Raw genomic sequence first — 24,021 nt, 5'->3', positions numbered from 1 at the left:
CATCACTCGGCGGGGCGGGCAATCGGGCTACTGCAACTGCTACTGGGCCTGGGCGGCGCAGGCTTTGGAGATCGCGGCCATGCGCTCGACCAGCGCCTGGGGCGGCGCCTGGTCCTGGCGCTGGGCGGCGAGGCCGGCCTGATATTCCTCAAGCGTGAACTCGGCGCCGACCCGCTTGAAGGTGCAGTCGCAATAGGGCTTGCAGCGCGCCACCGCAACGCCCTGGCTGGTGCAGGCGGCGACGCAGGAGCGGCGGTCGCCGGCGAGCAGGTCGGGCGGGATCGGCTCGGCCTGCGCCACCGCGCCGAGCGCCGCAAGCGGCAAGGCGGCGGCTGCGAGAAGGTAACGCATGCAGGGGATGGGGCCGGCTATTCCATCTTGGCGCGGCAGACCTTGGTGATCGCGGCCATCTTGTCGAGCACCAGCTTCGGCGGCTCCTTCTGCTGCTTCACCGCTTCGGTGAGCGCCAGGTATTCCTCGAGGGCCAGCTGCTCGCCGTAAGCCTTGGTGGTGCATTCGCAGGCGGCGCTGCATTTCTCCGGCGGCTTGCCGCGGCCGACGCAGGCGGCGATGCAGGACTTCTGGTCCTCCGCCAGCACCTCGGCCGGGATGTTCTCGGCGCGCGCCGCCAGACTGAGCACGAGGCCGGCCAGGAGCGTGGCCGCGGCCAGGCCGGTGCGGCGGGCGTTGCGCGTGGATGAAAGCATGCTGACCTCAGATCAAAAGACGAGTCCCCGGCCGCCACTTTGCCCCGGACTACCGGCTGAGGGCAATCGGTCTGAAGATCGAGGCGCTATTCCGGCGCCTTGCCCATCTCGCTGCGGCAGGCGTTGGTGATGCTCTTCAGCTTGTCGAGCGCCGGTTGGGGCGCCGGGGTCTTCTTCTCGGCGGCCTCGGAGATGCCGCGGTATTCGTCGAGGCTCAGCTGGTCGCCGATCCCCTTCACGGTGCAGTCGCAATAGGCCGAGCAGAAGGCGGCGCTCTGGCCCTTGTTGCTGCAGGCCTGGCCGCAGGACTTGCGGTCGGCGTTGAGCGCGTCCTCGGAAATCTGGCCGGCGGCCAGCGCGGCGGTCGAGGTTGCGGCGGCGATCACCTGTGCAAGAATCAGGGCGGCGAGAGCGGTGGTGCGGATGCGAGACATGGAGTCCTCCTCAGGAACTGCTGAAAGAGGAAGTGGTTGAGCGGACGCTTTGTTTCTTTGGAATCTCCGAATACCGCCCCGCCAGGGGGAGACGGGGCGGCTTCGCGGAGAGAACTGGCGATATCCAGCTTGGGGCACCCCCCTCCCGGCCTCCCCCCGAAGTCGGGGGGAGGGGAAGAGAGTGCGGGAGCGGCTACGCCTCGGCGGCTTCTTCGCCGGCGGCGCCGTTGTCCATCCCCCTACGCGCGTTGCGCTTCGGGGGACGAGTCATTACGCCTCGGCGGCGTCTTCGTTTCCGCCGTTGTCCATCATGTTGCCGGCGACCAGGCCGGCATTGGCGCGGATCTTGCCTTCGATCTCGGCGGCGATCTCGGGATTCTCGCGCAGGAACAGCTTGGCGTTCTCGCGGCCCTGGCCGATGCGCTGGCCGCCGTAGGAGAACCAGGCGCCGGACTTCTCGACCACGTTGGCGGCGATGCCGAGGTCGATGAGCTCGCCGTTCTTGGAGATGCCCTCGCCATACATGATGTCGAACTCGACCACGCGGAACGGCGGGGCCAGCTTGTTCTTCACCACCTTGACCCGGGTCTGGTTGCCGACCACCACGTCCTTGTCCTTGATGGCACCGATGCGGCGGATGTCGAGGCGGACCGAGGCGTAGAACTTCAAGGCATTGCCGCCGGTCGTGGTCTCCGGGTTGCCGAACATCACGCCGATCTTCATGCGGATCTGGTTGATGAAGATGACCATGCAGCGCGAGCGCGAGATCGAGCCGGTGAGCTTGCGCAAGGCCTGGGACATGAGGCGCGCCTGCAGGCCGACATGGGTGTCGCCCATCTCGCCCTCGAGCTCCGCTTTCGGCACGAGCGCGGCGACCGAATCCACCACCAGCACGTCGATGGCGCCGGAGCGGACCAGGGTGTCGGCGATCTCGAGCGCCTGCTCGCCGGCATCGGGCTGGGAGATCAGCAGGTCATCGACCTGGACGCCGAGCTTCCGGGCATAGGTCGGGTCGAGCGCATGCTCGGCATCGACGAAGGCGCAAACGCCGCCGGACTTCTGCGCCTCGGCGATGACCTGGAGCGCCAGGGTGGTCTTGCCCGAGGATTCCGGACCGTAGATCTCGACGATGCGGCCGCGCGGCAGGCCGCCGATGCCAAGCCCGATGTCGAGGCCGAGCGAGCCCGTCGAGATCACCTCGGTCTCGACCAGCTGCTCCTTGCCGCCGAGGCGCATGATCGAGCCCTTGCCGAAGGCGCGTTCGATCTGCTGCAGGGCGGCATCCAAGGCCTTGTTCTTGTCCATATTGTCCCGTTCCGGAATGCGAATCACGTTCTGCGCCATCGCGCCTCTCCTCTTAATGCCGGGAACCCCGTTCTGCCAGCTTCACGCCAGCCTGACCTTGGGGGGAAATCTGAAAGCGACCTTAGTACGCCTTTCGTTCTCCGTCCAGCAAAAAGAACGGGAGAAGAACACGGCGCCGGCCTGCGCGCCGGTCTATATCGGGACCTTTACGACCCGCCCAAATTTCGAGGCTGCGAAAGGGCGCCAAGGCCCTGGTGCAGCAGGAAAAAATCGGTGTCATGGGGCCGAAGCCGATTCCTGCTGGCGTAAAGGCCCTGTAAAGGTTCGCCCTCTCAATGGTCCGTTGGTCCCGGCGGCGGGAGCTCGTCCGGGCCGGGTCGGGAAAAGCGATTCCGTCCGGGTCCGGTCGGGGTTGGCGGATTCGGTCGGGGTCCGATCGGGGTCGGGCAGAAGCGGGTGCTGCAGGGGCTTGGGCACGGGCGGCGGCCTCCGGACGGCGGGGTTCGGGCAGCAATATACCACTTTTGTTCTCCAGCGGCAATCGCGCCCCCTGTGCTTGAGCCAATTGACGTTACGGGCGGGCGGCCGCGATCCGGTTGCGAAAGCGCCCGCCGCCGCCCTACCCTGCGGCCCCGGGCGCCCGCTGTGGCTGGGCCTGCGGCGGCACCGGTTAGTCGGGGCGGTTTGTCGCGCTATTGGGGAGACGGAATCTTGCATCGGGCGAAGCCATCGAAGCGGAGCAAGGGCGCGGCGCGGGTCCTGGCGGCGGGGGCTCTGCTGCTGGGGGTTGGGCTCGCCGCCTGGAGCGGGCCGGCGCTGGCGATCACCGGCAAGGAGCGGCTGGCCGGCCGGCTGGTGCTGATGACGACCGAGCAGGCGCAGGCGAGCGACGTGGTGCCCAAGCTCGACAAGAAGCGGACGGCGAAATGCCTGGCCCAGGCGATCGTCGCCGACATCCCGGAGGCGGACGCCGCCAAGCTCGCCGACATCCTCGACCGCCGCGCCCCCAACGACCCGGCGCTGCAGAAAAAGTGGTTCACGATCTCGAAGAAGGAAGCGCCGGCCAGGAATGCGCAGGTGCTGAAGGCGGTCGATAAGATCTGCCCGGATATCGGGCCTTACGCGAAGCAGATGCTCTAGCGAACAGCGATCAGCCCTCCTTCGCGCGCTGCGCTTCCACCTTCGCCGAGGCTTCGGCGGACACGTCGGAGGGTTTAAGCGGCGGCCCCGGCGCAAGCGAGGTCGGATGGCGCCGGCCAGCGCAGCGCGGGCAGGCCGGGCAGCGCCTCAAAGGCGGGCTTGGCGAAATAGAAGCCCTGCATGTAGCGGCCGCCGACGCCGCGCAAGGCCGCAACCTCCTCCGCGGTCTCGACGCCCTCGATCACCAGCTTGACGTCGATCTCGCGGCAGAGCGCCACCACCGCGGCGACGATGGCAAGGCGCACGCGGTCCTGGTGGACGTCCTGCACCATCATGCGGTCCAGCTTGACGATGTCGGGGCGGAGGGCGGCAAGGCGCGCCAGGCCGGAATAGCCGGTGGCGAAGTCGTCGAGCGCCACCTTGAAGCCGTGGCGCTTGTATTCCTCGATGATGCGTTTGAGGTGCGGCTCCTTGGAGAGCTCCTCCTGCTCGACGATCTCGAAGGTGAGGCGGTCGAGCGGGAAGCCGGTGCGGCGCGCCGCCTCGAGGGTGAGGCGGATGCAGGCCGCGGGCTCGTAGACCGCGTTGGGCAGGAAGTTGATGTTGAGCCGCGCTTCGCCGAAGCCGCCGAAGCCGAGCGCGGTGGCGAGCTCGATCGCCTTCACCCGGCAGGCCTGGTCGAAGGCGTAGCGGTTCTCCGGCGTGAGCTGGGCCAGCACCGCGCCGGCGCCCTCGCCGTTCGGCCCGCGCACCAGCGCCTCATAGGCATCGATCGCCCGGCGCTCGACATCGACCACCGGCTGGAACGCCATGCTGAAGGGAAAGGCCGGCTTGGCATCGCGGCAATTGGCGCAGCCGGTGGGCAGGGCCGGCGCCGGCGCGGGGGTGGTGGAGGACGAAAGAGAGCCGGGCAATTCGGGTGTCAAATCCATGTCCATTCCAACGGGTAAATCGCGCGCAAAACTTCGGCGCGGAGCTTAGCGAAGAAGCGTTGATAGACCGTTAGGGGATCGGTGGGATCTTAGGTAAATGCCGGGAGTGAATACCTCGACAACTCAGCTCTGGAGCAGAGTGGCGCCCGGCCATAAGACCAAAGGTCCACCGCTACGCCGAAACTAATGGCGGGCATCTGAGCGGGCAAAGCCGGTCCATAGGCGAAATGGTAGATACAATGCTAGAACTGGTAACTCCGACTCCGATGTTGGAGGCCATTTAAAAGTTAAGAAGATACCGCCGATGCACTTGTGCGACACGATGCTCGTCGGGGACGGGGAAAGCTAGTGAGACTAACCCAACAACAACTCGAGGCCCACTTGTGGGGCGCGGCGAACATCCTGCGCGGCAAGACTGCAGGACAGGACTATAAGAACTACATCCTGTCGCTCATGTTCTATAAGAGACTCTGCGACCAGTGGGAAGACGAAACGGACGAGGCCATCGCCGAGCAAGAACGGCAGCAAGGGCGGCAATTGAGTGCTCCGCAGAGGGCCGTCTTTCGAGCGAGAGGTGAGCACCGCTTTTCGATCCCGGACGGCAGCCGCTGGGGGGATGTCCTCGCCGCTTCGACCAATTTGGGCGAGACTCTCACCAACGCGATGAAGGCTGTCGCCAATGCCAATGACGAGCTCAAAGGTGTGTTCACAGTCGACTGGGCACAACCTGCGCCGGATGGCAGTGGCAAGCCGCTAATCCCGAACGAAGTCGTCCACGCGCTGATCCAGCACTTCAATGCGCATGATCTCTCCAATTCGAGTGTGCCGCCGGACGTTCTGGGGCGCGCCTACGAATACCTCATCAAGCAGTTCGCCGACGACGCGGGCGCAAAAGCGGGCGAATTCTTCACGCCTCCGGAGGTGGTGGATACCTTGGTCCGCATCCTCGAGCCCGGCCCCGGCGATACAATCTATGATCCGACTGGCGGCAGCGGTGGCATGCTGGTGCACTCAGCGGACTTCCTGCGCGAACGCGGGCACCATGCCACCTTGGCCCAGTACTTCGCCCAGGAAATGAACTGGGGCAATGCTGCGATCGGCAAGATCAACTCCGTGCTGCACGGCTTGGAAGCCACCATCGCCGCAGGCGCCAGCACCATCACCGACCCAGCGTTCAGGGACGGCGCAGGAAAGCTGCGCAAGTTTTCGCTGGTGCTGGCCAACTTCCCGTTCTCTGACGAGTTCTGGTGGCTCAGGCCTGAGCAGCAGACGGACGACAAGAAGAAGAAAGACAAGCTCAAAAAGGAGATTTTCGGCAAGGAAGGCTTCAAGGATGCCTTTGGCCGATTCGGGCGCGGGACACCCTTCCGAGCTCCACCTGCGGGCTATGGCGACTACGCCTTCATCCTGCATATCCTCGCCTCGCTCACCGAAGAGGGCCGGGCCGGCATTGTATGCCCTCAAGGTGTGCTGTTTCGCGGCCAGCCCGAGATGGAAGAAGAAACCGGCGAGTTCGACGACGACGGCAATCCAATATTCAAACGCCGCAAGGCGGACGATGAGCACCTAATCCGCCGCGCCCTGCTACAGTCGCGGGTGATCGACGCGGTGATTTCGCTGCCACTCAACGTGTTCTATGGCGCGGGCGTACCAGCCTGCCTGCTGATCCTTCGCAAGCAACGCCCGAAGGACCGACATGACAAGGTATTGCTCGTCTATGCCGCGCGTCACTACCGAGAGCTCTCCAACCAGAACGAACTGCGCCCACAAGACGTGATGCGCATCCTTGTTCATGTGCAGGCCTATGGGGATGTAGCCAAAGTGCCCGCGCTTGTAGCGCAGCATAGCCAACGTATCCGCGAGCAAATCAATGCACGTGAGCACGATGAGGTCGAGCGGCTGGAAGCTGAGTACGCTGACGCTGCCAACCGGCTCGCCGAGCTGAAGACAGAACTGGCCGAAAGACAAGCGGAGCTTGATAAGATCCCAGAAAAGACGGCGCGCGATAAGGCCCAGGCTGCGCTTACGAAACTAAAAAGTCACAGCGACAAGGCAGCTGCCAAGGTTGCTGAGCGGGATGAGAAGATGACCGAAGCGCGCCGTCGGGCAGCGGATGACAGGAATGACGTGGACGCCGTAGGCAAGGAGCTCGGCGCCCTATACGGCAATGCCGATGAGCTAATCAAACACGCGCGCGTAGTCAGCATCAATGAAATCGAGGAGAACGAGTTTAACCTTAACATCCCTCGCTACGTGGATACCTTCGAGCCAGAGCCAAGATTGGAAGTCAAGGGCGCGATAAAAGCATTGCGAGATGCTGGAGCAAAACTGGCTTCAGCGGAAGGCACTTTGATGCAATTCCTGAGGAACGCAGGCTATGAGGCCAACTGATGCTCTCCCACATCCCAGCGACTGGCGTACTGCCGTGGTCGGCAGCGCAGTCGAGATCAAGCGCGGCGTGTCTTGGTCAAAAGATCAGGAGCATAACAAGCCTTATGATGGAGCCGTTCCTGTTATTGGCATTAGCAATGTTCAGGAGCGTCTAGAGTCAAATAAACTATTGTGGCTATCGGGATTGAAGCCAAAAGCCATTGAGCAAAAGAAAGTCAAAAAAAACTGGTCGATCATGGTCGGCTCGAATGGTAACCGAGGGCGCATCGGCAACTGTGTTCTCGTGGAACAAGACGCGGAGTTCCTCTTTGCGTCTTTTCTCATCGCCGCAAAGCCAAATGTGGATAGCGGCATCGTCCCTCAGTTCTTCTACCGATGGCTACGGACCGAGGAGGTTCAATCTTACCTGAGTGCATCGTCAGAGGGTTCTACCGGACTGAGCAACCTAAGCCATACGTTCTTTAGAAAGATGGCGATTGCATTCCCTAGGGAAGACGAGCAGCGCGCCATCGTCGGCATCCTGTCAGCAGCGGACGCAGCGATTGACAATGCGAGAGAGGCCTACGCGCGAGCGATCGAAGTCAAGCGGGCTCTAGCCCAAGAACTGTTCAGCCGCGGAACCCGACGTGAGGCGCAAAAAAAGTCGCGTATTGGGCCTATTCCCACGTCTTGGGAGGTGATGGCCATAAGTGCGGCAGTCCGCAACTTCGAGTACGGCTTATCTTTGCCCATGTACCTAAGAGGTGAAACACCTATTCTTCGCATGGGCAACATCCAGCATGGCGATGTCGTGATGGATGATTTGAAGTACGTCACGCTTTCCCACACCACTCTTGATCGCTATTTGCTCAAGCGCGGGGACGTGCTGTTCAATCGTACAAATTCTCAAGAACATGTTGGCAAGATCGGCATCTATCGTCGCGACGACCCTGCGGTCTTCGCTTCTTATCTCATTCGGTTACACGTGGATCCGAAGAGGATCGACAACTACTATCTCGGCCAGTTACTCAATTCGTATAGCGCCCAATGCCGCATCAAGCGTTATGCCACGCCGGGCGTCCAGCAAGTCAACATTAATGCCAAGAATCTCGGCAAAGTGCTCATACCCGTGCCATCTGGCAATACTGGCCTGGACGAGCAGCGCGAGATCAGCTGCATTTTAGAAAATGCTGATTTGCGGAGCCGTTGCTACTTGCCGGTCATTGCTGCACTGGAGCAACTGAAAAGATCACTGGCGCACGACCTTCTCACTGGTACCGTCCGAGTCGACCCCGCGTCGTTAGAGAAGGAAGCTCGCGGATGAGCGAAGCCGGGTACGTCGAACTGCCCATCCTTCAATGGCTTTCAGGCCTCGGCAGCGCCACGCCTGGTGACCCCGGGCTTGGCTGGACCTACCGCGACGAGGCCGCGATGGCTGCCTTCAATCGGCCACGAGAAGACCCGCTGGTGGAGGAGCTACTGGTCGCAGCTATCCAGCGCATTAATCCACACGTCGCCACACCTGAACAGGCGCGGTTGGCGGTGAAGGCATTGCGAACCACGATGGATGCACCGGATAAGCTCACTGCCAACCGCGAGACTCTCGATCGGCTGCGCGATGGCGCGAAGGTGGAGCTGACACCAGGCGAAGGCGCACGCACGGTGCGCTTCATCGAGTTCGATCCGGACAAACAGAATCTCAACGACTTCACCGCCACCAATCAGTACCGCGTTCAAGGCGTAAAGCAGTGCCGCGACGACACCGTCCTGTTGGTCAACGGCATCCCGCTGGTGATCGCCGAATACAAGAGCTATCTCAGCAGCGGCAAGGACTGGACTGAGGCCGTTCATCAGTTGCATCGCTATCAGCGCCAGGCACCGCTGATGCTGGCGCCCAACGTCTTCTGCGTGGCCGCCGACGAGGATGCTTTCCGCTTTGGCACCGTGTTGGCCTCGGAAGCCAAGAAGGAAGAGATCGAACGTCACCTCGACACTTGGGGGCCATGGCTGTCACGCTACCCGGAGCGCAAGGGCTGGTGGAACGAAGCCGAAGCGGACAACCCCGACGACCCGCTGGAGATTCCGGTCAAGGGCCTCTTACGGCTCAAGCCCGCACACGTGCTGGATCTTCTGCAGCACTTCGTGGCATTCGAGACGAAAAAAGGTAAGACCATCAAGAAGGTGGCGCGCTACAACCAGTTCGAGGCGGTCAATGACATGGTCGATCGCGCGCTGGGCCTGATCGGCAAGCCTGCGAGCCCCCAGGATCGCACGGGGCTCATCTGGCATACGCAGGGGTCGGGCAAGTCACTGACCATGCTGTTCGCGGCTTACAAGCTGCGGCGACAAGCGGCGATGAAGAACCCCACCGTTTTGATCGTCGTGGATCGACGGGATTTGAAGACGCAGATCTCCGACGACTTCGAGGCTTGCGACTACCCCAACGTTGAAAAGGCGTTGGGCGTGGAGGACCTCAAAAGTAAGTTGAGGCAGCATTGGCGCGGCACGTTGGTAACGACGCTGCAATCGTTCCAGAGGATGGGCGACCTTGAGCCTCTGCCGGAGGACAATATTGTCACGCTTGTGGACGAAGCACATCGTTCGCAGAAGGGAGGCACTGCTGACAGCCACGCGATGACGATGCGGGTGAAGCTACCAAACGCATTCCGTTTTGGCTTCACCGGCACGCCCATCGACCGTGCGATGGTCAATACCCATCGGGACTTCGGGCCGACGATCGCCGGCCAGCAAGAGCGCTACCTCAGCTACTACGGGATCAAACGCGCGATCAAGGATGGCGCGACGCTTGAGGTGCATTACCAGCGTGATCGCGTCCCCTTCATCGTCGACCAGAAGACGTTGGACGTGAGTTTCGAGCAGATGTGCGCGGAAATGGAGGTGGAGGACGAGGAAGCCAAAGACCTGATCCAGCGCCAACGATCGCAGTGGAAGGAACTTGCGCGTCACCCCGACCGCGTGGAGATTGTAGTCGAGAAGATGTTGGCACACTTTTTGGCATACCCCGACCCCAGCGGCTTCAAGGCGCAATTGGTGGGCGTGGATCGTACCGCATGCGCCCGCTTCAAGGATGCCCTGGACGCCAAGCTGAAGGCCAGAGGCCTGCCGCCAGAGTGGTGCGATGTCATCATCTCAGAAGGCCAGAACGACGACGAAGACCTGGCGCGCTTTCATTACGGCAAGCAGAAGCAGGATGATCTGATCGACTACTTCAAGTTGACGCCGCAGCAGTGGGAGAGCTGGAACCGCGAAGCATTCGGCGAACATCACAGCAAATGGCGCCCACCGCTTAAGATCCTAATCGTTTGCGACCGGTTGTTGACCGGCTTCGATGCGCCGGTTGAGCAGGTGATGTATCTGGACAAGCCGTTGCGCGACCACAATCTATTGCAGGCAATCGCGCGCACCAATCGCCCACTGCCGGCGATGAACAAGCGCACCGGCGTGGTCGTCGACTACTTCGGGGTCTTTAGCAATCTCGAGAAGGCGTTGAACTTCGATGAGAACATCCGCGAAGAAGCGCTGATCGACTGGGAAAAACTAAAGGCCACCGTTCCCGGCGAGGTGGCGCGCTGCATGGAGAGCTTTAAGGGCATCACTATTGCCGATACGCGTGAATGCCTGCTCGCGGCGTTACGAGCCATCAAGGATCCCGATGCAGCCAAGATATTTGAACACAACTTCAAGAGTCTCGAGCGGCTTTGGGAAGCGGTGTCGCCCGACCCAATCCTCTATGAACACCGGTACGTCTACAATTGGCTCTGCAGTGTTTACATTGCACATCGCCGCCGCCAGCGCGGCGCGGCACAACGAGGCACCTTCGGCGAGCTTTCGGCCAAGACCAGGGAACTGATCGAGCAAAACACCACGTTCATGGACTTGGTCGATTCACTGCCGGTGTTCAAGATCGACAAGGATTACGTCGCAAAACTCGAAGACCTGCCAAGTCCGGCGGACAAGGCCGCTGCATTGGAAGCCATCCTGACTGCCGAACTGTCCGAGGACGATGCGGGCTTCACTTATCGCCAGCTCGGCGAGAGGCTGGCGCGCCTTAAGACGCAAAAGGACACCGCCGATAAAGCTGCCGAAAAACGGCTAAGGGAGCTGCAAGCCATCGCTGACGAGAAAGCGAAGGTCGATGAGGAACCGAGTCGCGTGGGTCTGACACAGCCGGGAGAATATGGCCTTTTCACCGTGCTGCGCGAGTACTCCGTCGACAAGGACGAGACCTATCTCGCCGATTGTGCGAGGCGCATGATCGCCCATTTGCACGAAAACAATCTGTTGCCGCCTGGATGGAGTAACTCCAAGGGCGGCAGGATGCGCGTGGAGCAGTCGCTGCTGACCGAATCTTGGAACGCAGCGTATTCTCGTTTAGGCTTCGATGCGAATGATGTTCATCCCTCATTCCTGACGCCTGCAGTGACTGAATTGGTGAACAGCGATGGCGCTGACTCAAGCGATCGGAGCTAAAGTGTCGGGGCACCTCGTGCTCGATGACCAAGTGATCGAATGGCGACTCGTGCGCTCTTCAGCAGCTAAAAGACTGCGGATCAAAGTCGGTCCGGATGGCGTGGTTGTCGTGCTACCCGATGGAAGGGATGGTGGAGAGGCCGCCGCGTTTGTTGCAAGCAATCAGGCGTGGGTGGCCGAGCAGCTTGCTCGCACTCGCAAACTGCAAGCGGCACGTCGCCCGCAAATACGGACTAAGGGACAGATATGGCTTAGAGGCGAGCTGGTCGACGTGCGCGTGTTGCATTCAGCGCAGTGGCGCGGGCCGAACAAAGTTTCGCTCGATGGCGGAGTAATCACAATTACCTGCAAGCAAGAGAGCCGGACCAGTACGGACCGGTCGCTAGAGAACTGGTTGCGCAAGCAGGCGCGTCAGCGTATCCGCCAGATCATCCCGGACGTTGGTGAGCGCGTGAGGCGTACTCCGAATCGCGTCTATGTGATGGGACAGCGCACCAAATGGGGAAACTGCTCGGCGCTGGGCAATCTTTCATTCAACTGGCGACTCATCATGGCGCCGGATTATGTGCTTCGTTACATCGTCACACATGAGATGGTGCACTTAGCCATCCCAGATCACTCGAAGCGATTTTGGCTGACTGTTCAAAGTCTCTGCCAGAACTCGGACCGCGCCAGACAATGGCTCGTTGCGAACGCCGACCAGCTTACTGCAACCCTAAACAATCGCCCTTGAGATCTCAAATGCCCGAACCCACCCTCGATCCCGCGATGATGGCGAAGCTCGCCTCCGCGCTCTCGTTTATCTGCGGGGCGGAGCATGATTGCACCGTCGCGCTGAAGAAGGCTGCGGAGAGCGGGGATAAGGCGGATGTCAAACGCGCGCATACGCTGTTCAAGAAGCTCAAGCCCGCGGAGCGGGCGGCGGCGTTGAATATGCTGCGGTGATCTAGGGCGGTAGCCCAGAGAGCCTTGGTTGGCGCGCGTGGCCGCGCGCGCTACCCCTCACCCTAGCCCTCTCCCGCAAGGGGCGAGGGGATTCTTTGTTGGCGCGCTGACGCGCGCGTCAACCCCCTACCCCAACCCTTCCCCCATCTTGGGGGAAGGGGGACCTCGCGACGGGCTACGCCCGTCTTAAATATATGAACCAGTACATGCCGGCGACCAACGCGCCGCCGCCGATCAGGTTGCCGATGGTCACCGCGGCGAGATTGGCGAGCGCGTTCGCGGCGGTGAGGGCGGGGTAGTCGGTCGGGAGCTTGGCGACCTGCTGCCAGAAGCCGGCTCCGGCGAAGTCGTGGATCAGCAGCGCCATCGGGAGGAAATACATGTTGGCGACCGAGTGCTCGAAGCCGGCGGCGACGAAGGCGGCAATCGGCAGCACGATCACCAGCACCTTGTCGGCCGCACTCCGCGCCGCGAAGCAGGCCCAGACCGCCATGCAGACCAGCACGTTGCCGAGCACGCCCAGCAGCATCGCCTGGAAGAAGGGCTCGGCGGATTTGGTGCTGGCGATGGCGAGCGCGGCGAGGCCGATCTTGCCGGCGCCGTATTCGTGATGGCCGGCGAGGAAGACCAGGATCGCGGTGCCGACCGCGCCGCCCAGGTTGCCGGCATAGACGATCGCCCAGGCTTTCAGCATGCGGGCGAGGCCGAGCTTGCCGCCGGCCCAGGCCATCACCATCAGGACGTCGCCGGTGAAGAGCTCGGCGCCACCCACCACCACCAGGACCAGGCCGAGGCTGAAGCTGAGGCCGATCAGCAGGCGCGCGACGCCGAACGGGAGCGTGCCCGCGCTGTCCGCCGCGACCACGGTCGAGAAGATCGCGCCGAAGGCGATGAAGGCGCCGGCCAGCACCGCCAAGGCCAGCAGGCGCAAAGGGTCGAGCGCGGCCTTGGCGACGCCGGCCGCCTCGGCGCGCGCCGCCATCTCCGGCGGCAGGCGGGCGTCGAGGGTGGGTGGCGTTTCTTCCGATTGCGTCACGGCCGTCCTCGCGCGTCTTGAGTCTTTGATCCACCTACGCCAAGGCTTCGGTGGACGCTGTTGCGCGCCCGGAAGGCGCGCCCCCTCCCCCGCCCTCCCCCATTACGGGGGAGGGGAATCTAACGGGGGCAGTGCGGGTTATAGCAGAACTGGAGGGACGCGGCGCCTTGCGGCGGATCAAAGGGAATGTGAAGCGGATCTACCTACGCCGAGGCTTCGGTAGACAGGTCAATGAAGTGTAATGCCGTAGGTCAGTGCCCTCGCGACCGAGTCTTCCAGGAGTGCCCGGCCGAAGGGTTTGTGGAGGACGCTGACGGCGCCCATGTTGACCGCCGCGGCCATGCCGGTTTCGCAGTCCACGGTCTTCTCGCCGAACTCGCCTTCGTCGATATGCTCGCCGGAGATCACGATCACCGGGATGTCGAGGCCGTTGTCCCTGAGCCAGTTCATCAGGTCGATGCCGTCCATGCCGGGCATCTGCACGTCGGTCACGATCACGTCGGGCTTGGTCTCGCCGATCGCCACCGCCGCCACCTCGCCACTGTCGGCGCAGGTCACGTCGTAGCCGCGCTGCGCCAGGCAGCGCGCGATGGTCTCGCAGAAGGCGTGGTCGTCATCGACCACCAGGATGCTGGGACGCTTGTCGGCAACGGCCGCGGCCGCCTGCTCCAACGCGTCGATGGGACTGCTCCAGGTCACTGCGCCGGTCTTTGCAATCTTCTGGGACATTTCTTGGCCCTCTCCTGACTTTCCCTGCCGGGGCGGCGGTTCCGCTTCCGGCTCCGATCTTCGGCGGCGCGCGATCCAAACTCATTGACGAGGATCAAGTCTTCTTGTCGTTCAGCGCGCCTGCAGGAACAGGGATAGGCCCAACTTCTGAACAGATTATGAAAATTGCCGGTCCTAGGGGTTTTTCCTGATCCCCTGTCCAGCGGAATGTGCGGGAAGTACGTGAATATCCCTAGCGGGCGGTCCCCCTGCGCTGAAGCTTCGGGGGATTCGCCGGGAACCGCCTAATGCGGTTCCCGGCGATCCGAGAGGGTGACGCCGAGCGCCGCCAGCATGACGCAGGCGACGGCGAGGATCATGCGGGGGCCGGCGGGCTGGCTCAAAAAGATCACGCCGACCAGGGCGCCGACGGCGGGCTCCAAGGTCACCAGGATGCCATAGGTGCGGGCCGACATCCGCTGCAGGGCCTGGAATTCCAGCACCAGCGGCAAGACCACGCCGATCAGCGAGACGCCGAGCGCGCCGGCGAGGTCGAGCGCGCCGGCCGCGGCGATGCTGCCTTCCATCAGCGCCGGCGCCAGCAGCAGCAGCGCCGAGACCGACATGCCCAGCGCCAGGCCCTGGTTGCCGGGGAAGATCGCGCCGGTCTTCTTGCTGAGGGGCACGAAGGCGGCCCAGGCCAGCGCCGCGATCGCCGCGTAGAAGAGGCCGAGCGGGTCGAGCTCGGCACCGATGTCCGGCGTCAGCAGCGCGACGCCGAGCGCGGCAATGCCGATCCAGAGGAAATGAATGAGCCGCCGCGAGGTCGCGACCGCAAGCCCGAGCGGCCCCAGGAAGGCGACGGTCGCGGCGATGCCGAGGGGGATCCGCTCCAGCGCCAGGAAGAAGGGCAGCACCATCGCCACATCGACGATGCCGAAGGCGAGGACCAACCGCCCATGGCGGCGGATGAGTGTCCCGCTGTGCAGGAACAAGGCACGCGGCCGACTCATCAGGATCAGCACGACGGCGGAGAAGAGCGCGCTCGCGAAGGCGGTGCCGATCGGGCCGAGGCGGGAGAACAGCACCGTCGCCAGGGCCGAGCCCAGCTGCACGCAGACGATCGCCAGCAACATGACGGCGGTCGGCGGCAGCCTGGCAAAGCCGCCGGCGATGCCCATGGCGTCGGGCGCGGCGGGCGGCGCCGGCGCGGGATCGGATTTCGGTCCCAGGCCGGGGCTCGGTTGGGTGAGGACGGCGTGCATATTTTCTCCCCTTGCGCCTTCCGATTGAACCCCTCCGCAGCGCCCTTGGTCAACCGGGCGGCTTCGCGGTAGAATCCGGCGGCGGACGGCGAGGACGGGGACAATGCCGGGTTGCGCTACTGCAAGGCGGATCTGGAAGGCGCTGCGGGCGATGGCCGCGGGCGCGGCGCTGCTCGCGCCGTTTTCCGCCGCGGCGGATTTCCTGCCGCCGAAGACGCTGACCGTGGCACTCGACGACAACTACGCGCCCTATTCCTTCCGGCCGGAGAACGGTCCGGCGCAGGGGATCATGCGCGATCTCTGGGATCTCTGGTCGCAGCGCACCGGGGTCGCGGTCGACTATGTCGCGGTCGAGCGCTCGCAGCGGCTGGTGGTGCTGGATTCCGGGAAGGTCGATGTCGCCGGCTACCTGGTCGGCACCGATACGCGCAACGCCAGCTACCTGATCGCGCCGGTGCCGCCGGTCGAGGTCGAGATGGTGATCTTCTTCGACAAGGCGATCAGCGGCATCACCGGGGTCGAGAGCCTGGACGGATTCACCGTGGGCGTGGTCGGCAAAGGCAGCTGCACCGACTTCCTGCAGGAGCACGGCGTCACCAAGCTGAAGGACTACGGCGACTGGGATAAGCTGTTCGCCGCGGCGGCCAGGGGCGAGAACAACGTGTTCTGCAGCGGCCGCGCCGCCGGCATCCGCCGGCTCTACAAGCTCAACCTGCAGGGCGAGTTCAAGCTGACCGCGACCTTGTTCGCCAAGCCCGCGGTCTGGGCGGTCAGGAAGGAAGACACCGCTTTGCGCGACTTCATCGCCGCCGGCTTCACCCTGATCCGGCCGGCCGAGCGCGCGGCGATCGAGGAGAAGTGGATCGGGCGGCCGGTGGAATCGCTGTGGGATAACCCGGCTTTGCGCTTCCTGGCCTGGATGCTGGCGGCGGCGGCGATCGGCGCGCTGCTGCTGGTGACCTGGAACCGCAGCCTGCGGCGCCAGGTGGCGGCCAAGACCATGGGACTGGCGGTGAGCGAGCGGCGCTATCGCGAGCTGGTCGAGGCGCTGCCGGTCGCGATCTTCGAGAGCGATGCCGAGGGCGGCAACACCTATTCGAACGGCGTCTGGGTCGAGATGACCGGGCTCTCGCGCAGCCAGACCCTGGGCGAAGGCTGGATCGCCGCGGTGCATCCGGAGGACCGCGCCGCGCTGCACGCGCGCTGGCGCGCCGCGATCCAGGCGCGCGAGAGCTTCCGCAGCGAGCACCGGCTGTGCCGGCTGGACGGCACCGAGTTCTGGGTGATGGTGGAAGCGGTGCCGCGCTTCGACGCGAGCGGCGCCTTCTCCGGCATGATCGGCTCGATCGCCGACGTGACCGAGCGGCGGCGGCACGAGGAGGAGCGGCTGCGGCGCGAGGCCCAGAGCCAGGAATCGAAGAAGCTGGAAGCGCTCGGCCAGTTCGCCGGCGGCGTCGCCCATGACTTCAACAATTTCCTCGGCGCCATCCTCGGCTATGCGCAGTTCATCGTCGAGGACGCGGCTTTGGATTCGAAGGGCGATCACCCGGCGAATTCCTCGGCGGGGCGCTACGCGCAGCGGATCCTGACCGCGGGGCGGCGCGGCCGGGCGCTGGTCGAGCAGATCCTGACCTTCACCCGAAGGACGCGGATGACGCGGCGGCGCTTCCATCTCTCGGAGCTCCTGGGCGAGATCGAGGAACTGATGTTCGCCAGCGCCGTGCCCTCGGTCGACTTCCGCTGCGAGAACGCCGATCCCGACGCGGTGGTCGAGGCGGACCGCGATCAATTGGGCCAGCTGCTCTTGAACCTCTGCATCAACGCGCAGGACGCGCTGAGGGGCCGGCCGGGCAGCGTGACAGTGCGGATCCGGCGCACGCGTTTGAGCGCCGAGACCGCGGTGAAGCTCCAGGATTCGAACGGGAGCGACGCGGTTACGGTCTGGACCGACGCGGATGGCTGGGCCTGCGCGGTCGCCGGCAGCTGCGATCCGGCGGCGTCGCAGGTCTCGCTGATCGTCAGCGACACCGGCTTCGGCATGGATGCGGCGCTGCTGCAGCAGGCCTTCACGCCCTTCTTCACCACCAAGGAGAAGGGCCAGGGCACCGGGCTGGGGCTGGCGGTGGTGCGCGGCATCGTGCTGGCGCATGGCGCGGCGCTGATCGCGCAGAGCCGCGAGGGCGACGGCACGTCGATCGAGATCGTGCTGCCGCGGATCGAGATCGCGATCCCGCGGCCAGGATCGATTGCAGGGGGGCCGGCGGCGCTGCCGGCGGCGGCACGCTCGCGGCGGCGCATCCTGCTGGTCGATGACGACGCCGATTTCTGCGACATGATGCACCTGTTGCTGGAGCGGCTCGGCTTCGAGGTGGTGCCTTACACCCGCGCCAAGGAGGCGCTGGAGGATTTCCGCGAGCTGCCGGCGACCTGGGACGCGCTGATCACCGACCAGAACATGCCGGAGATGAGCGGGCTGGAATTGCTGGCCGTGGTGAAGGCGGTGCGGCCGGACCTGCCCTGCCTGATCTGTTCGGCGTTCAGCGAGAATCTGACCGACGCCGCCTTGCGCGAGGCCGGCGCCTTGGCGCTGATCCGGAAGCCGGTGGACAAGGACCTGCTGCTGGCGACTTTGGAGCGCGCGCTCGGCACCGCGCGCGAGGCGCGGGTGCATTAGGTCGAGGTAGTGTTTCGCCCTACGGCAGCACTTCCTTCACCTTCGCCGCGAGCTGTTTCAATGTAAAGGGCTTCATCAGGAAATGCGCTTCCTCGCCGGCGTCGACGCGTTTCCTGAACGCGTCCTCGGCGTAGCCGGAGATGAAGATCACGCGGATGTCGGGGCGGCGGGTGCGGAGCTCCTTGATCAGGGTCGGGCCGTCCATCCGCGGCATCACCACGTCGCTGATGACGAGGTCAATGTCCTTCATATGCTCGGTGACGATCTCCAGCGCCGCTTCGCCGCTCCTGGCTTCCAGCACCTTGTAGCCCTTGTTGCGGAGCGCGCGGGCGCTGAACAGGCGGACCGCGTCCTCGTCCTCGACCAGGAGCACCGTGCCGATGCCGGTCAGATCGCGGCGGTCGTCGGCCTCGCCGGTGAGGCGCTGGGTGGCCTCGCCGGGCGCGCGCGCATGCTCGGGCAGATAGATGCGGAAGGTAGCGCCGCGGCCGACCTCGCTGTCCACGAAGACGAAGCCGTCGGTCTGGCGCACGATGCCGTAGACGGTCGAAAGGCCGAGGCCGGTCCCCGAGCCCACTTCCTTGGTCGAGAAGAAGGGTTCGAAGATGCGGTCGAGGATGTCCTTGGGGATGCCGGTGCCGGTGTCGCCGATCTCCAGCATCACATAGGAGCCGGGCGGCATCACGTCGGCGCCGCGCTGCATGGTCTCGGTGGTCTTCACGTTCTGGGTCTTGATGGTGAGCTTGCCGCCCATCGGCATGGCGTCGCGGGCATTGACCGCGAGGTTGATGATCACCTGCTCGAGCTGGCCGGCATCGGCGCGGACCGGTTTCAGGTCCTGGCCGTGGATCATCTCCAGCTCGATATTCTCGCCGATCAGGCGGCGCAGCAGATGCGAGAGCTCGCCCAGCACGTCGGTCACGTCGAGCACGCGCGGCTGCAGGGTCTGCTGGCGCGAGAAGGCCAAGAGCTGGCGCACCAGATTGGCGGCGCGGTTGGCGTTCTGCTTGATCTGCATGATGTCGGCGAAGGACTGGTCGCCGGCGCGGTGCCGCAGCAGCAGCAGGTCGCAGAAGCCGATCATCGCGGTCAAGAGGTTGTTGAAGTCATGGGCGATGCCGCCGGCGAGCAGGCCGACCGCCTGCATCTTCTGCGACTGGGCGAACTGCTCCTGCAGCCGCCGCGCCTCGGTGGAATCGACGAAATGCGCGATGCAGCCGGGCGAGCCGGCGCTGTCCTCCCGCCTTGACGCGAAGATGGTGACATAGCGCGCCCGCTCGCCGCCGGAGACCCGCACGGTCAAGGGCGGCGCCTTGCCATGGCGGATCACCTCCGCGAAATGCCGGGCATAGGCCGGGCGGTCGTCGGTATGGACCAGCTCCATCAGCGATTTCGAGCGCCAGTCGGCGCCGGAGAGCAGCTGGACCAGCGCCTCGTTGGCCTGCTCGACCCGGCCGGAGGCATCGATCAGCGCGATTCCGGTCGGCGCCTCCTCGAAGAAACGCTTGAAGTATTGCTCGGAGGAGCGGACCGCCTGCTCCAGCGCGCGCTCGCGGGTCAGATCGTGGACGGCGGAGCGGGTGCGGAGCTTCGGCGTGCCGCGCTCGCCGTCGCCGCCGGTCGGCGCGGAGACGGTCTCGAAGCGGATGAAGGCCTGGAAGGCGCGGCCGTTCGGCCCGCGCAGGGTCACCTCCCCGCCGCGCGCCGTGGGATCGCCGAACGGGCTGAAGGCGGGTGCGCTATCGGCGATCGGATCGGCCAGGATGTCGTGCAGCTTCTGCGGAAAATGCCCGCCGGGCTCCGCCTGCAAGCCGAGCCAGCCGGCCAGGGTCGAGTTGACGAACAGGAAGTCGCCTTTCTCGTCGACCGAGTAGAAGCCGATCGGCGCATGCTCGATCAGGTCCGCGAATTTCTCGTGGTCGCTCCTGATGTATTCCTCGATCTGGCGCTGGGTGGTGACGATGTCACAGCTCCACAGCACGTGATGGTCGCCGCCCTTCAACCGCTGCGCCTGGACATCGAACCAGTCGAGCTCGCCGTCGCGGAACCTGACCTGCAATTCAGCGCGGGCGCGGCCGGCCTCGGCGACGGTGCGCGGCAGCTGGCGCAGCAGCTCGGCGGAGCTGGAGCCGGATTCGACCAGCGCCTCCAGCGCTTCGGGCAGCGGCACGTTGTGGTTGGCGAAGATCCGGCGATAGGCGGCGTTGGCGAAGATGATCCGGCCGTGCGGGCCGACCAGCTGCCGGGCCTGGCCGGACGTGTCGAAGCTCTGCATCAGCAGGTCGCGGCGGCGCCCGGCCCTGGCCAAGGCCAGAGCGGTGCCGGCGCCGGCCAGCAGCAGCAGCACCGCCACCGGCCCGGCCGCCCAGGAATTGCGCTCGAACCAAGTCGGCTCGTCCTGGGCGAGCGCCGCGCCGGAGGAGAGCAGCAGGAGGAGCGCAGCCTGTGCCAGCCGCTGCGTTGCTTGCCAAACCCCTGCCCGCATCATCCCCGAATCCCGGCTGCCCATAAACCGGCCGGAGTTTAGACGAGTTTGCCGCGCGGCGCATGGCGGTATTCCACGCTTCCACGCTGCGGAACCAAGCGCTTCGGTGCCGCTTATTCCGACACAGGACCCGAAACCAAACGGAGGACATGATCATGGGATTGGGACGCGGTTTTCTGCTCTGGATGCTGGGCATCCCGCTGCCGATCATCATTCTGCTCGCGCTGTTCTGGCGCTAGATCCCCAAGCAAACCAAGGAGAGCGCGATGGCCGACATCACCGGCACCCCCGCCTATATCAACAACCCCGTGGGCGTGGAGTCGCGCTTCTCCGGTGTCTCCTGGGGCGCCATCATCGCCGGCGGCGTAGCGGCCGCGGCGCTGACAGTGCTGCTCTGGACACTCGGCGCCGGGCTCGGCCTGATCGCCGTCTCGCCCTGGTCCAATGAGGGCGCCTCGGCCGAGACGGTCGGCATCGGCGTGATCGTCTGGTCGATCATCATCGAGGCCGCGGCTTTCGGCGTCGGCGGCTACCTGGCCGGCCGGCTGCGCACCAAATGGGCCAACATGCACGGCGACGAGGTCTATTTCCGCGACACCGCGCATGGCCTGGTGACCTGGGCGCTCGGCACCCTGGTCTTCATCTGCCTGGTCGCCAGCGTCGCCGGGCAGGTCGCGCGCGGCACGGCGGAAGTCGGTGGCGCCGTCGGCGGCGCCGCGATCGCCGGCGCCGGCACGGCGGCGGCCGCGACCGCGCCCGGCATGATGGCGGCGGGTCCGCGGGGCGGCGGCATGGAAGCGATGCGCGGCAACCCGATGGATTACTACGTCGATCTGCTGTTCCGCCCGGCCGGCGCGCAGGGTGCCGCCTCGCAAGGCGCCGTCACGGGTACCGATACGACCACGAGCGCCACGGGCTCGACCACCGATACGACGACCGGCGGCACGACGACGACGCCGGGCACCACGACGATGCCGGCGCCGATGCCGATGCCGATGGGCGACCAGGCCGCTGACCAGCGGCAGGCGCGCGGCGAGATCCTGCGGATCGCGGCAACCAGCTTCAGGGACGGCACGCTGACGCTGGCGCCCGAGGATAAGACCTACATGGCGCAGCTGATCGCACAGCGTACCGGCATGTCGCAGCAGGATGCCGAGAAGCGGATCGACGAAGTCACGGCCAAGGTGAAGGCCGCAGCGGACGAAGCCGCGACCAAGGCCAAGGAAGCCGCCGATGCCGCCCGCAAGGCCGGCGCCGCCCTGGCGATGTGGACCGTGGTCGCGATGCTGATCGGCGCCTTCGTCTCGTCCTACGCCGCGACGATCGGCGGCCGGCACCGGGATCTCTAGACCGCTCTCGTGCGCCAAACCCGGGCTGCGGTCGCGATCACCGCAAGCGCGTCGGTGGTACCGTCGGCTTCGCCTTTCTCAAAGTCACCATGGACCTGCGCCATCTGGTTGGTGACATGGGCGAAGCAAAGCACGTCCCGCCGACGCGACTCGGCGAAGGCATAGAGAGCCGCCGCCTCCATTTCCACCGCCAGGAGCCCACGTTGGCGCATGGCCGCAACCGCGGCCTCGGTCTCGCGGAACGGCGCATCCGTCGTCCAGGTCCCGCCGCGTTCGACCGGCTGGCCGACATGCGCGAAGGCGCCTTCCATGAGATCGATCAAGCCGCGATCCGCATGCGCGAACTCCGTCGCCGGCAGATAGTGATAGCTCGTTCCCTCGTCACGAAGCGCCCGGTCGATGAGCACGAAGTAAGGCGGCGGCCGGAGCGTGGCAAGCTGCCCGGCGGAGGTCATGCTGATGAGAAAGCGGCATCCAGACGCGAAGAGTTGCTCGGCCAGGAGCACCGCGAAGGACGCACCGACGGCGCAGCCGATGAAGCCAAGCTCCGTGCCCCCCTGCGTGTGACGGTACAGGTCCGTATGATAACAGGCCCAATTGGGGTCCCGCTTCGCAACACCGGTCTTCGTTAACCGACGGACGATATCGCCGTCCGGGTCGAGGACACACACTTCGGGAACCGTATCTGTGGGCAAGCCCTTCTGGCGGCGAGCCTCGCGCAACAAGGCCTCGGGAATAAACACCGAAGGGGCGGTGTGGTCCTTGTCCTGAAGGATCGGGACCGTGGCATTTCCTTCCGGCAGCCACGCCTTATCCGGGCCCTGCTTGGTCACGCCGCCTCGACTTCCAGCCCTGCTGCCTTCCATTCCGGAAACCCGTCCTCAAGCCTGCGCACCTTGAAGCCTTTGGCGCGCAGCATGGCGACGGCCTCGAACGACAGCACGCAATAGGGTCCCCGGCAATACGCGACAATCTCCTGCTTCTTCGGGAGCTCTTTCAGACGTTGCTCCAGTTGATCGAGCGGGAAGTTGAGTGCGCCCGGCAGATGCCCGAGCGCAAACTCGTCCTCAGGGCGCAGGTCCAGCAGCGTCACGCTTCCGTCGTGCAACCGCTCGACCAACGCCTCGCGAGAGACCGGCTCGAGCTGATCGAGCCTGGTGAAGTAGTCGCCGACGATTTCGCGCACTTCGGCGCTGCTTCTCTCCGCATAGAGTCTCAGCGACGCCAACAGGTCCAGTACCGGCCCATTGCCAAGCCGATAGAGGACGCGGTTGCCGTCGCGACGCGACTGCACGAAGCCGCCGCGGCGCAAGTGCTGAAGATGCTGGGAGGTGTTCGCGACCGAAAGCCCGGCAAGCTCCGCCAACCGCTCCACTGAGCGTTCCCCTTGCGAGACGTGCTCGAGGAGCCCGAGCCGGTGGGCGTGACCGAGGACCCGGGCCAGCTCGGCAAATTGGTCGAATAGCCGTGATTTCGCGCCAGCCATGATCCAGACTTTAGCCTTGCACAAGTATTCAAGCAATATCTAAAATAATTGATTATGTCATTTGCACGGTTCACGCGGAGGTTTGGTGAGTCCTTCGTTCCCCGGAACATCCATGCCCGACCGCGACTGGTGGGCCGCATTGTGGCCTGATCCCACGGCGACACTGCGGGCGCTGGGGATCGAGCCTTGGATGTCGGCCTTGGACCTCTGCTGTGGCGACGGCTACTTCACGGCGCCCTTGGCTGCGCTCGTCAATGGCCAAGCGTATGCTCTGGACAATGACCCGACGATGATCCGCTCCGCGCAAATCGAAGTCGCTCGACAAGGCGCATCCGTACGGCAATGGTTCTGCGCCGATGCCGATTTGGCAGCGGAGCTTATCCCGGAGCCGATCGACTACGTGCTCATGGCCAACACGTTTCACGGCGTTCCGGACAAGCCAGCGCTCTTTCGCACGATGCGCGACGTCCTCCGACCTGGCGGCCTGTTCGGCATCGTCAACTGGCACCCGCTCCCACGCGAAACCACGACCGTCCTCGGCAAGCCCCGCGGGCCCGGCACCGAGATGCGCATCTCAGCAGAAGCGGTGCGCGCGATCGCGGAGGCAGCGGGATTCCAGTGCGCACAGATCGTCAACCTCGCGCCCTATCACTACGGGATCGTGATACGCGCTGGTGACTGACTGGGACCCCTC

At 64.7% G+C, this 24,021-nt stretch carries 20 protein-coding genes; 9 read left to right on the top strand and 11 right to left on the bottom strand.

What is annotated here, in order from left to right; genetic code table 11:
- Positions 1–39 precede the first annotated feature (39 nt).
- The 4 genes from ACH2CY_RS07940 to recA form a co-directional block, all read right to left on the bottom strand.
- Complete coding sequence (locus ACH2CY_RS07940) at positions 40–351, bottom strand: hypothetical protein (RefSeq protein WP_395017930.1); 312 nt, start codon at positions 349–351, stop codon at positions 40–42.
- A gap of 17 nt (positions 352–368) precedes the next feature.
- Complete coding sequence (locus ACH2CY_RS07935; protein WP_395017928.1) at positions 369–707, bottom strand: hypothetical protein; 339 nt, start codon at positions 705–707, stop codon at positions 369–371.
- 86 nt (positions 708–793) lie between these two features.
- Positions 794–1,141, bottom strand: coding sequence for a hypothetical protein (locus tag ACH2CY_RS07930; protein ID WP_395017926.1), 348 nt, complete (start codon positions 1,139–1,141; stop codon positions 794–796).
- Positions 1,142–1,411: 270 nt separating this feature from the next.
- The gene (recA, locus tag ACH2CY_RS07925; RefSeq protein ID WP_395017923.1) at positions 1,412–2,485 is read right to left on the bottom strand and encodes a recombinase RecA; all 1,074 of its coding nucleotides are present in this window, start codon (positions 2,483–2,485) and stop codon (positions 1,412–1,414) included.
- 672 nt (positions 2,486–3,157) lie between these two features.
- Here recA and ACH2CY_RS07920 point away from each other — a divergent pair.
- Positions 3,158–3,586 (top strand): hypothetical protein, encoded by a 429-nt coding sequence (locus ACH2CY_RS07920; RefSeq protein WP_395017920.1) that lies wholly within the window; start codon positions 3,158–3,160, stop codon positions 3,584–3,586.
- Between the two features lie 74 nt (positions 3,587–3,660).
- Here ACH2CY_RS07920 and ACH2CY_RS07915 read toward each other — a convergent pair whose 3' ends face one another.
- Entirely contained in the window at positions 3,661–4,518 is an 858-nt protein-coding gene (locus ACH2CY_RS07915) for an EAL domain-containing protein (protein WP_395017918.1), read from the bottom strand.
- A gap of 381 nt (positions 4,519–4,899) precedes the next feature.
- Between ACH2CY_RS07915 and ACH2CY_RS07910 the strand changes: the two genes are divergently transcribed.
- From ACH2CY_RS07910 to ACH2CY_RS07890, 5 genes are read left to right on the top strand one after another with little or no spacing between them, the layout of a single operon-like run.
- The gene (locus ACH2CY_RS07910) at positions 4,900–6,909 is read left to right on the top strand and encodes an N-6 DNA methylase (RefSeq protein WP_395017915.1); all 2,010 of its coding nucleotides are present in this window, start codon (positions 4,900–4,902) and stop codon (positions 6,907–6,909) included.
- A complete protein-coding gene (locus tag ACH2CY_RS07905; RefSeq protein WP_395017912.1) occupies positions 6,896–8,212 on the top strand; it encodes a restriction endonuclease subunit S in 1,317 nt (438 codons plus the stop codon). The genes ACH2CY_RS07910 and ACH2CY_RS07905 overlap by 14 nt, the downstream gene beginning before the upstream one ends.
- Positions 8,209–11,379, top strand: a complete 3,171-nt coding sequence (locus tag ACH2CY_RS07900) for a type I restriction endonuclease subunit R (RefSeq protein WP_395017910.1) — start codon at positions 8,209–8,211, stop codon at positions 11,377–11,379. The genes ACH2CY_RS07905 and ACH2CY_RS07900 overlap by 4 nt, the downstream gene beginning before the upstream one ends.
- The gene (locus ACH2CY_RS07895) at positions 11,351–12,112 is read left to right on the top strand and encodes a M48 family metallopeptidase (RefSeq protein WP_395017908.1); all 762 of its coding nucleotides are present in this window, start codon (positions 11,351–11,353) and stop codon (positions 12,110–12,112) included. The genes ACH2CY_RS07900 and ACH2CY_RS07895 overlap by 29 nt, the downstream gene beginning before the upstream one ends.
- A gap of 8 nt (positions 12,113–12,120) precedes the next feature.
- On the top strand, positions 12,121–12,324 hold the full coding sequence (locus tag ACH2CY_RS07890) for a hypothetical protein (protein ID WP_395017905.1): 204 nt from the start codon (positions 12,121–12,123) through the stop codon (positions 12,322–12,324).
- A 175-nt stretch (positions 12,325–12,499) separates the two neighbouring features.
- Here ACH2CY_RS07890 and ACH2CY_RS07885 read toward each other — a convergent pair whose 3' ends face one another.
- The 3 genes from ACH2CY_RS07885 to ACH2CY_RS07875 form a co-directional block, all read right to left on the bottom strand.
- The gene (locus tag ACH2CY_RS07885) at positions 12,500–13,360 is read right to left on the bottom strand and encodes a formate/nitrite transporter family protein (protein ID WP_395017903.1); all 861 of its coding nucleotides are present in this window, start codon (positions 13,358–13,360) and stop codon (positions 12,500–12,502) included.
- A gap of 228 nt (positions 13,361–13,588) precedes the next feature.
- Positions 13,589–14,089: a response regulator gene (locus ACH2CY_RS07880; protein WP_395017901.1), complete on the bottom strand. Its 501-nt coding sequence runs from the start codon at positions 14,087–14,089 to the stop codon at positions 13,589–13,591.
- 284 nt (positions 14,090–14,373) lie between these two features.
- Entirely contained in the window at positions 14,374–15,333 is a 960-nt protein-coding gene (locus ACH2CY_RS07875; protein ID WP_395017899.1) for an EamA family transporter, read from the bottom strand.
- A gap of 103 nt (positions 15,334–15,436) precedes the next feature.
- Here ACH2CY_RS07875 and ACH2CY_RS07870 point away from each other — a divergent pair, with 103 nt between their 5' ends.
- The gene (locus tag ACH2CY_RS07870; RefSeq protein ID WP_395017897.1) at positions 15,437–18,007 is read left to right on the top strand and encodes a PAS domain S-box protein; all 2,571 of its coding nucleotides are present in this window, start codon (positions 15,437–15,439) and stop codon (positions 18,005–18,007) included.
- 19 nt (positions 18,008–18,026) lie between these two features.
- On the opposite strand, the gene ACH2CY_RS07865 is transcribed toward ACH2CY_RS07870, so the two are convergent.
- A complete protein-coding gene (locus tag ACH2CY_RS07865; RefSeq protein ID WP_395017894.1) occupies positions 18,027–20,492 on the bottom strand; it encodes a response regulator in 2,466 nt (821 codons plus the stop codon).
- Between the two features lie 266 nt (positions 20,493–20,758).
- Between ACH2CY_RS07865 and ACH2CY_RS07860 the strand changes: the two genes are divergently transcribed.
- Positions 20,759–21,841, top strand: coding sequence for a hypothetical protein (locus tag ACH2CY_RS07860; RefSeq protein ID WP_395017891.1), 1,083 nt, complete (start codon positions 20,759–20,761; stop codon positions 21,839–21,841).
- On the opposite strand, the gene ACH2CY_RS07855 is transcribed toward ACH2CY_RS07860, so the two are convergent.
- Positions 21,838–22,674, bottom strand: a complete 837-nt coding sequence (locus tag ACH2CY_RS07855) for a nucleoside phosphorylase (protein WP_395017889.1) — start codon at positions 22,672–22,674, stop codon at positions 21,838–21,840. The genes ACH2CY_RS07860 and ACH2CY_RS07855 overlap by 4 nt on opposite strands.
- Positions 22,671–23,327 carry an ArsR/SmtB family transcription factor gene (locus ACH2CY_RS07850; RefSeq protein WP_395017886.1) on the bottom strand — a complete coding sequence of 219 codons (657 nt, stop codon included), beginning with the start codon at positions 23,325–23,327 and terminating at the stop codon, positions 22,671–22,673. Before ACH2CY_RS07850 ends, ACH2CY_RS07855 begins: the two co-directional genes overlap by 4 nt.
- 112 nt (positions 23,328–23,439) lie before the next feature.
- Here ACH2CY_RS07850 and ACH2CY_RS07845 point away from each other — a divergent pair, with 112 nt between their 5' ends.
- Positions 23,440–24,009, top strand: coding sequence for a class I SAM-dependent methyltransferase (locus tag ACH2CY_RS07845; RefSeq protein ID WP_395017884.1), 570 nt, complete (start codon positions 23,440–23,442; stop codon positions 24,007–24,009).
- Positions 24,010–24,021 lie beyond the last annotated feature (12 nt).

Source organism: Dongia sp., assembly GCF_041905885.1.
Lineage (GTDB): Bacteria > Pseudomonadota > Alphaproteobacteria > Dongiales > Dongiaceae > Dongia.
Note: the sequence above shows the minus strand (reverse complement) of the source record. Positions and strands in the feature narration are given on the sequence as shown.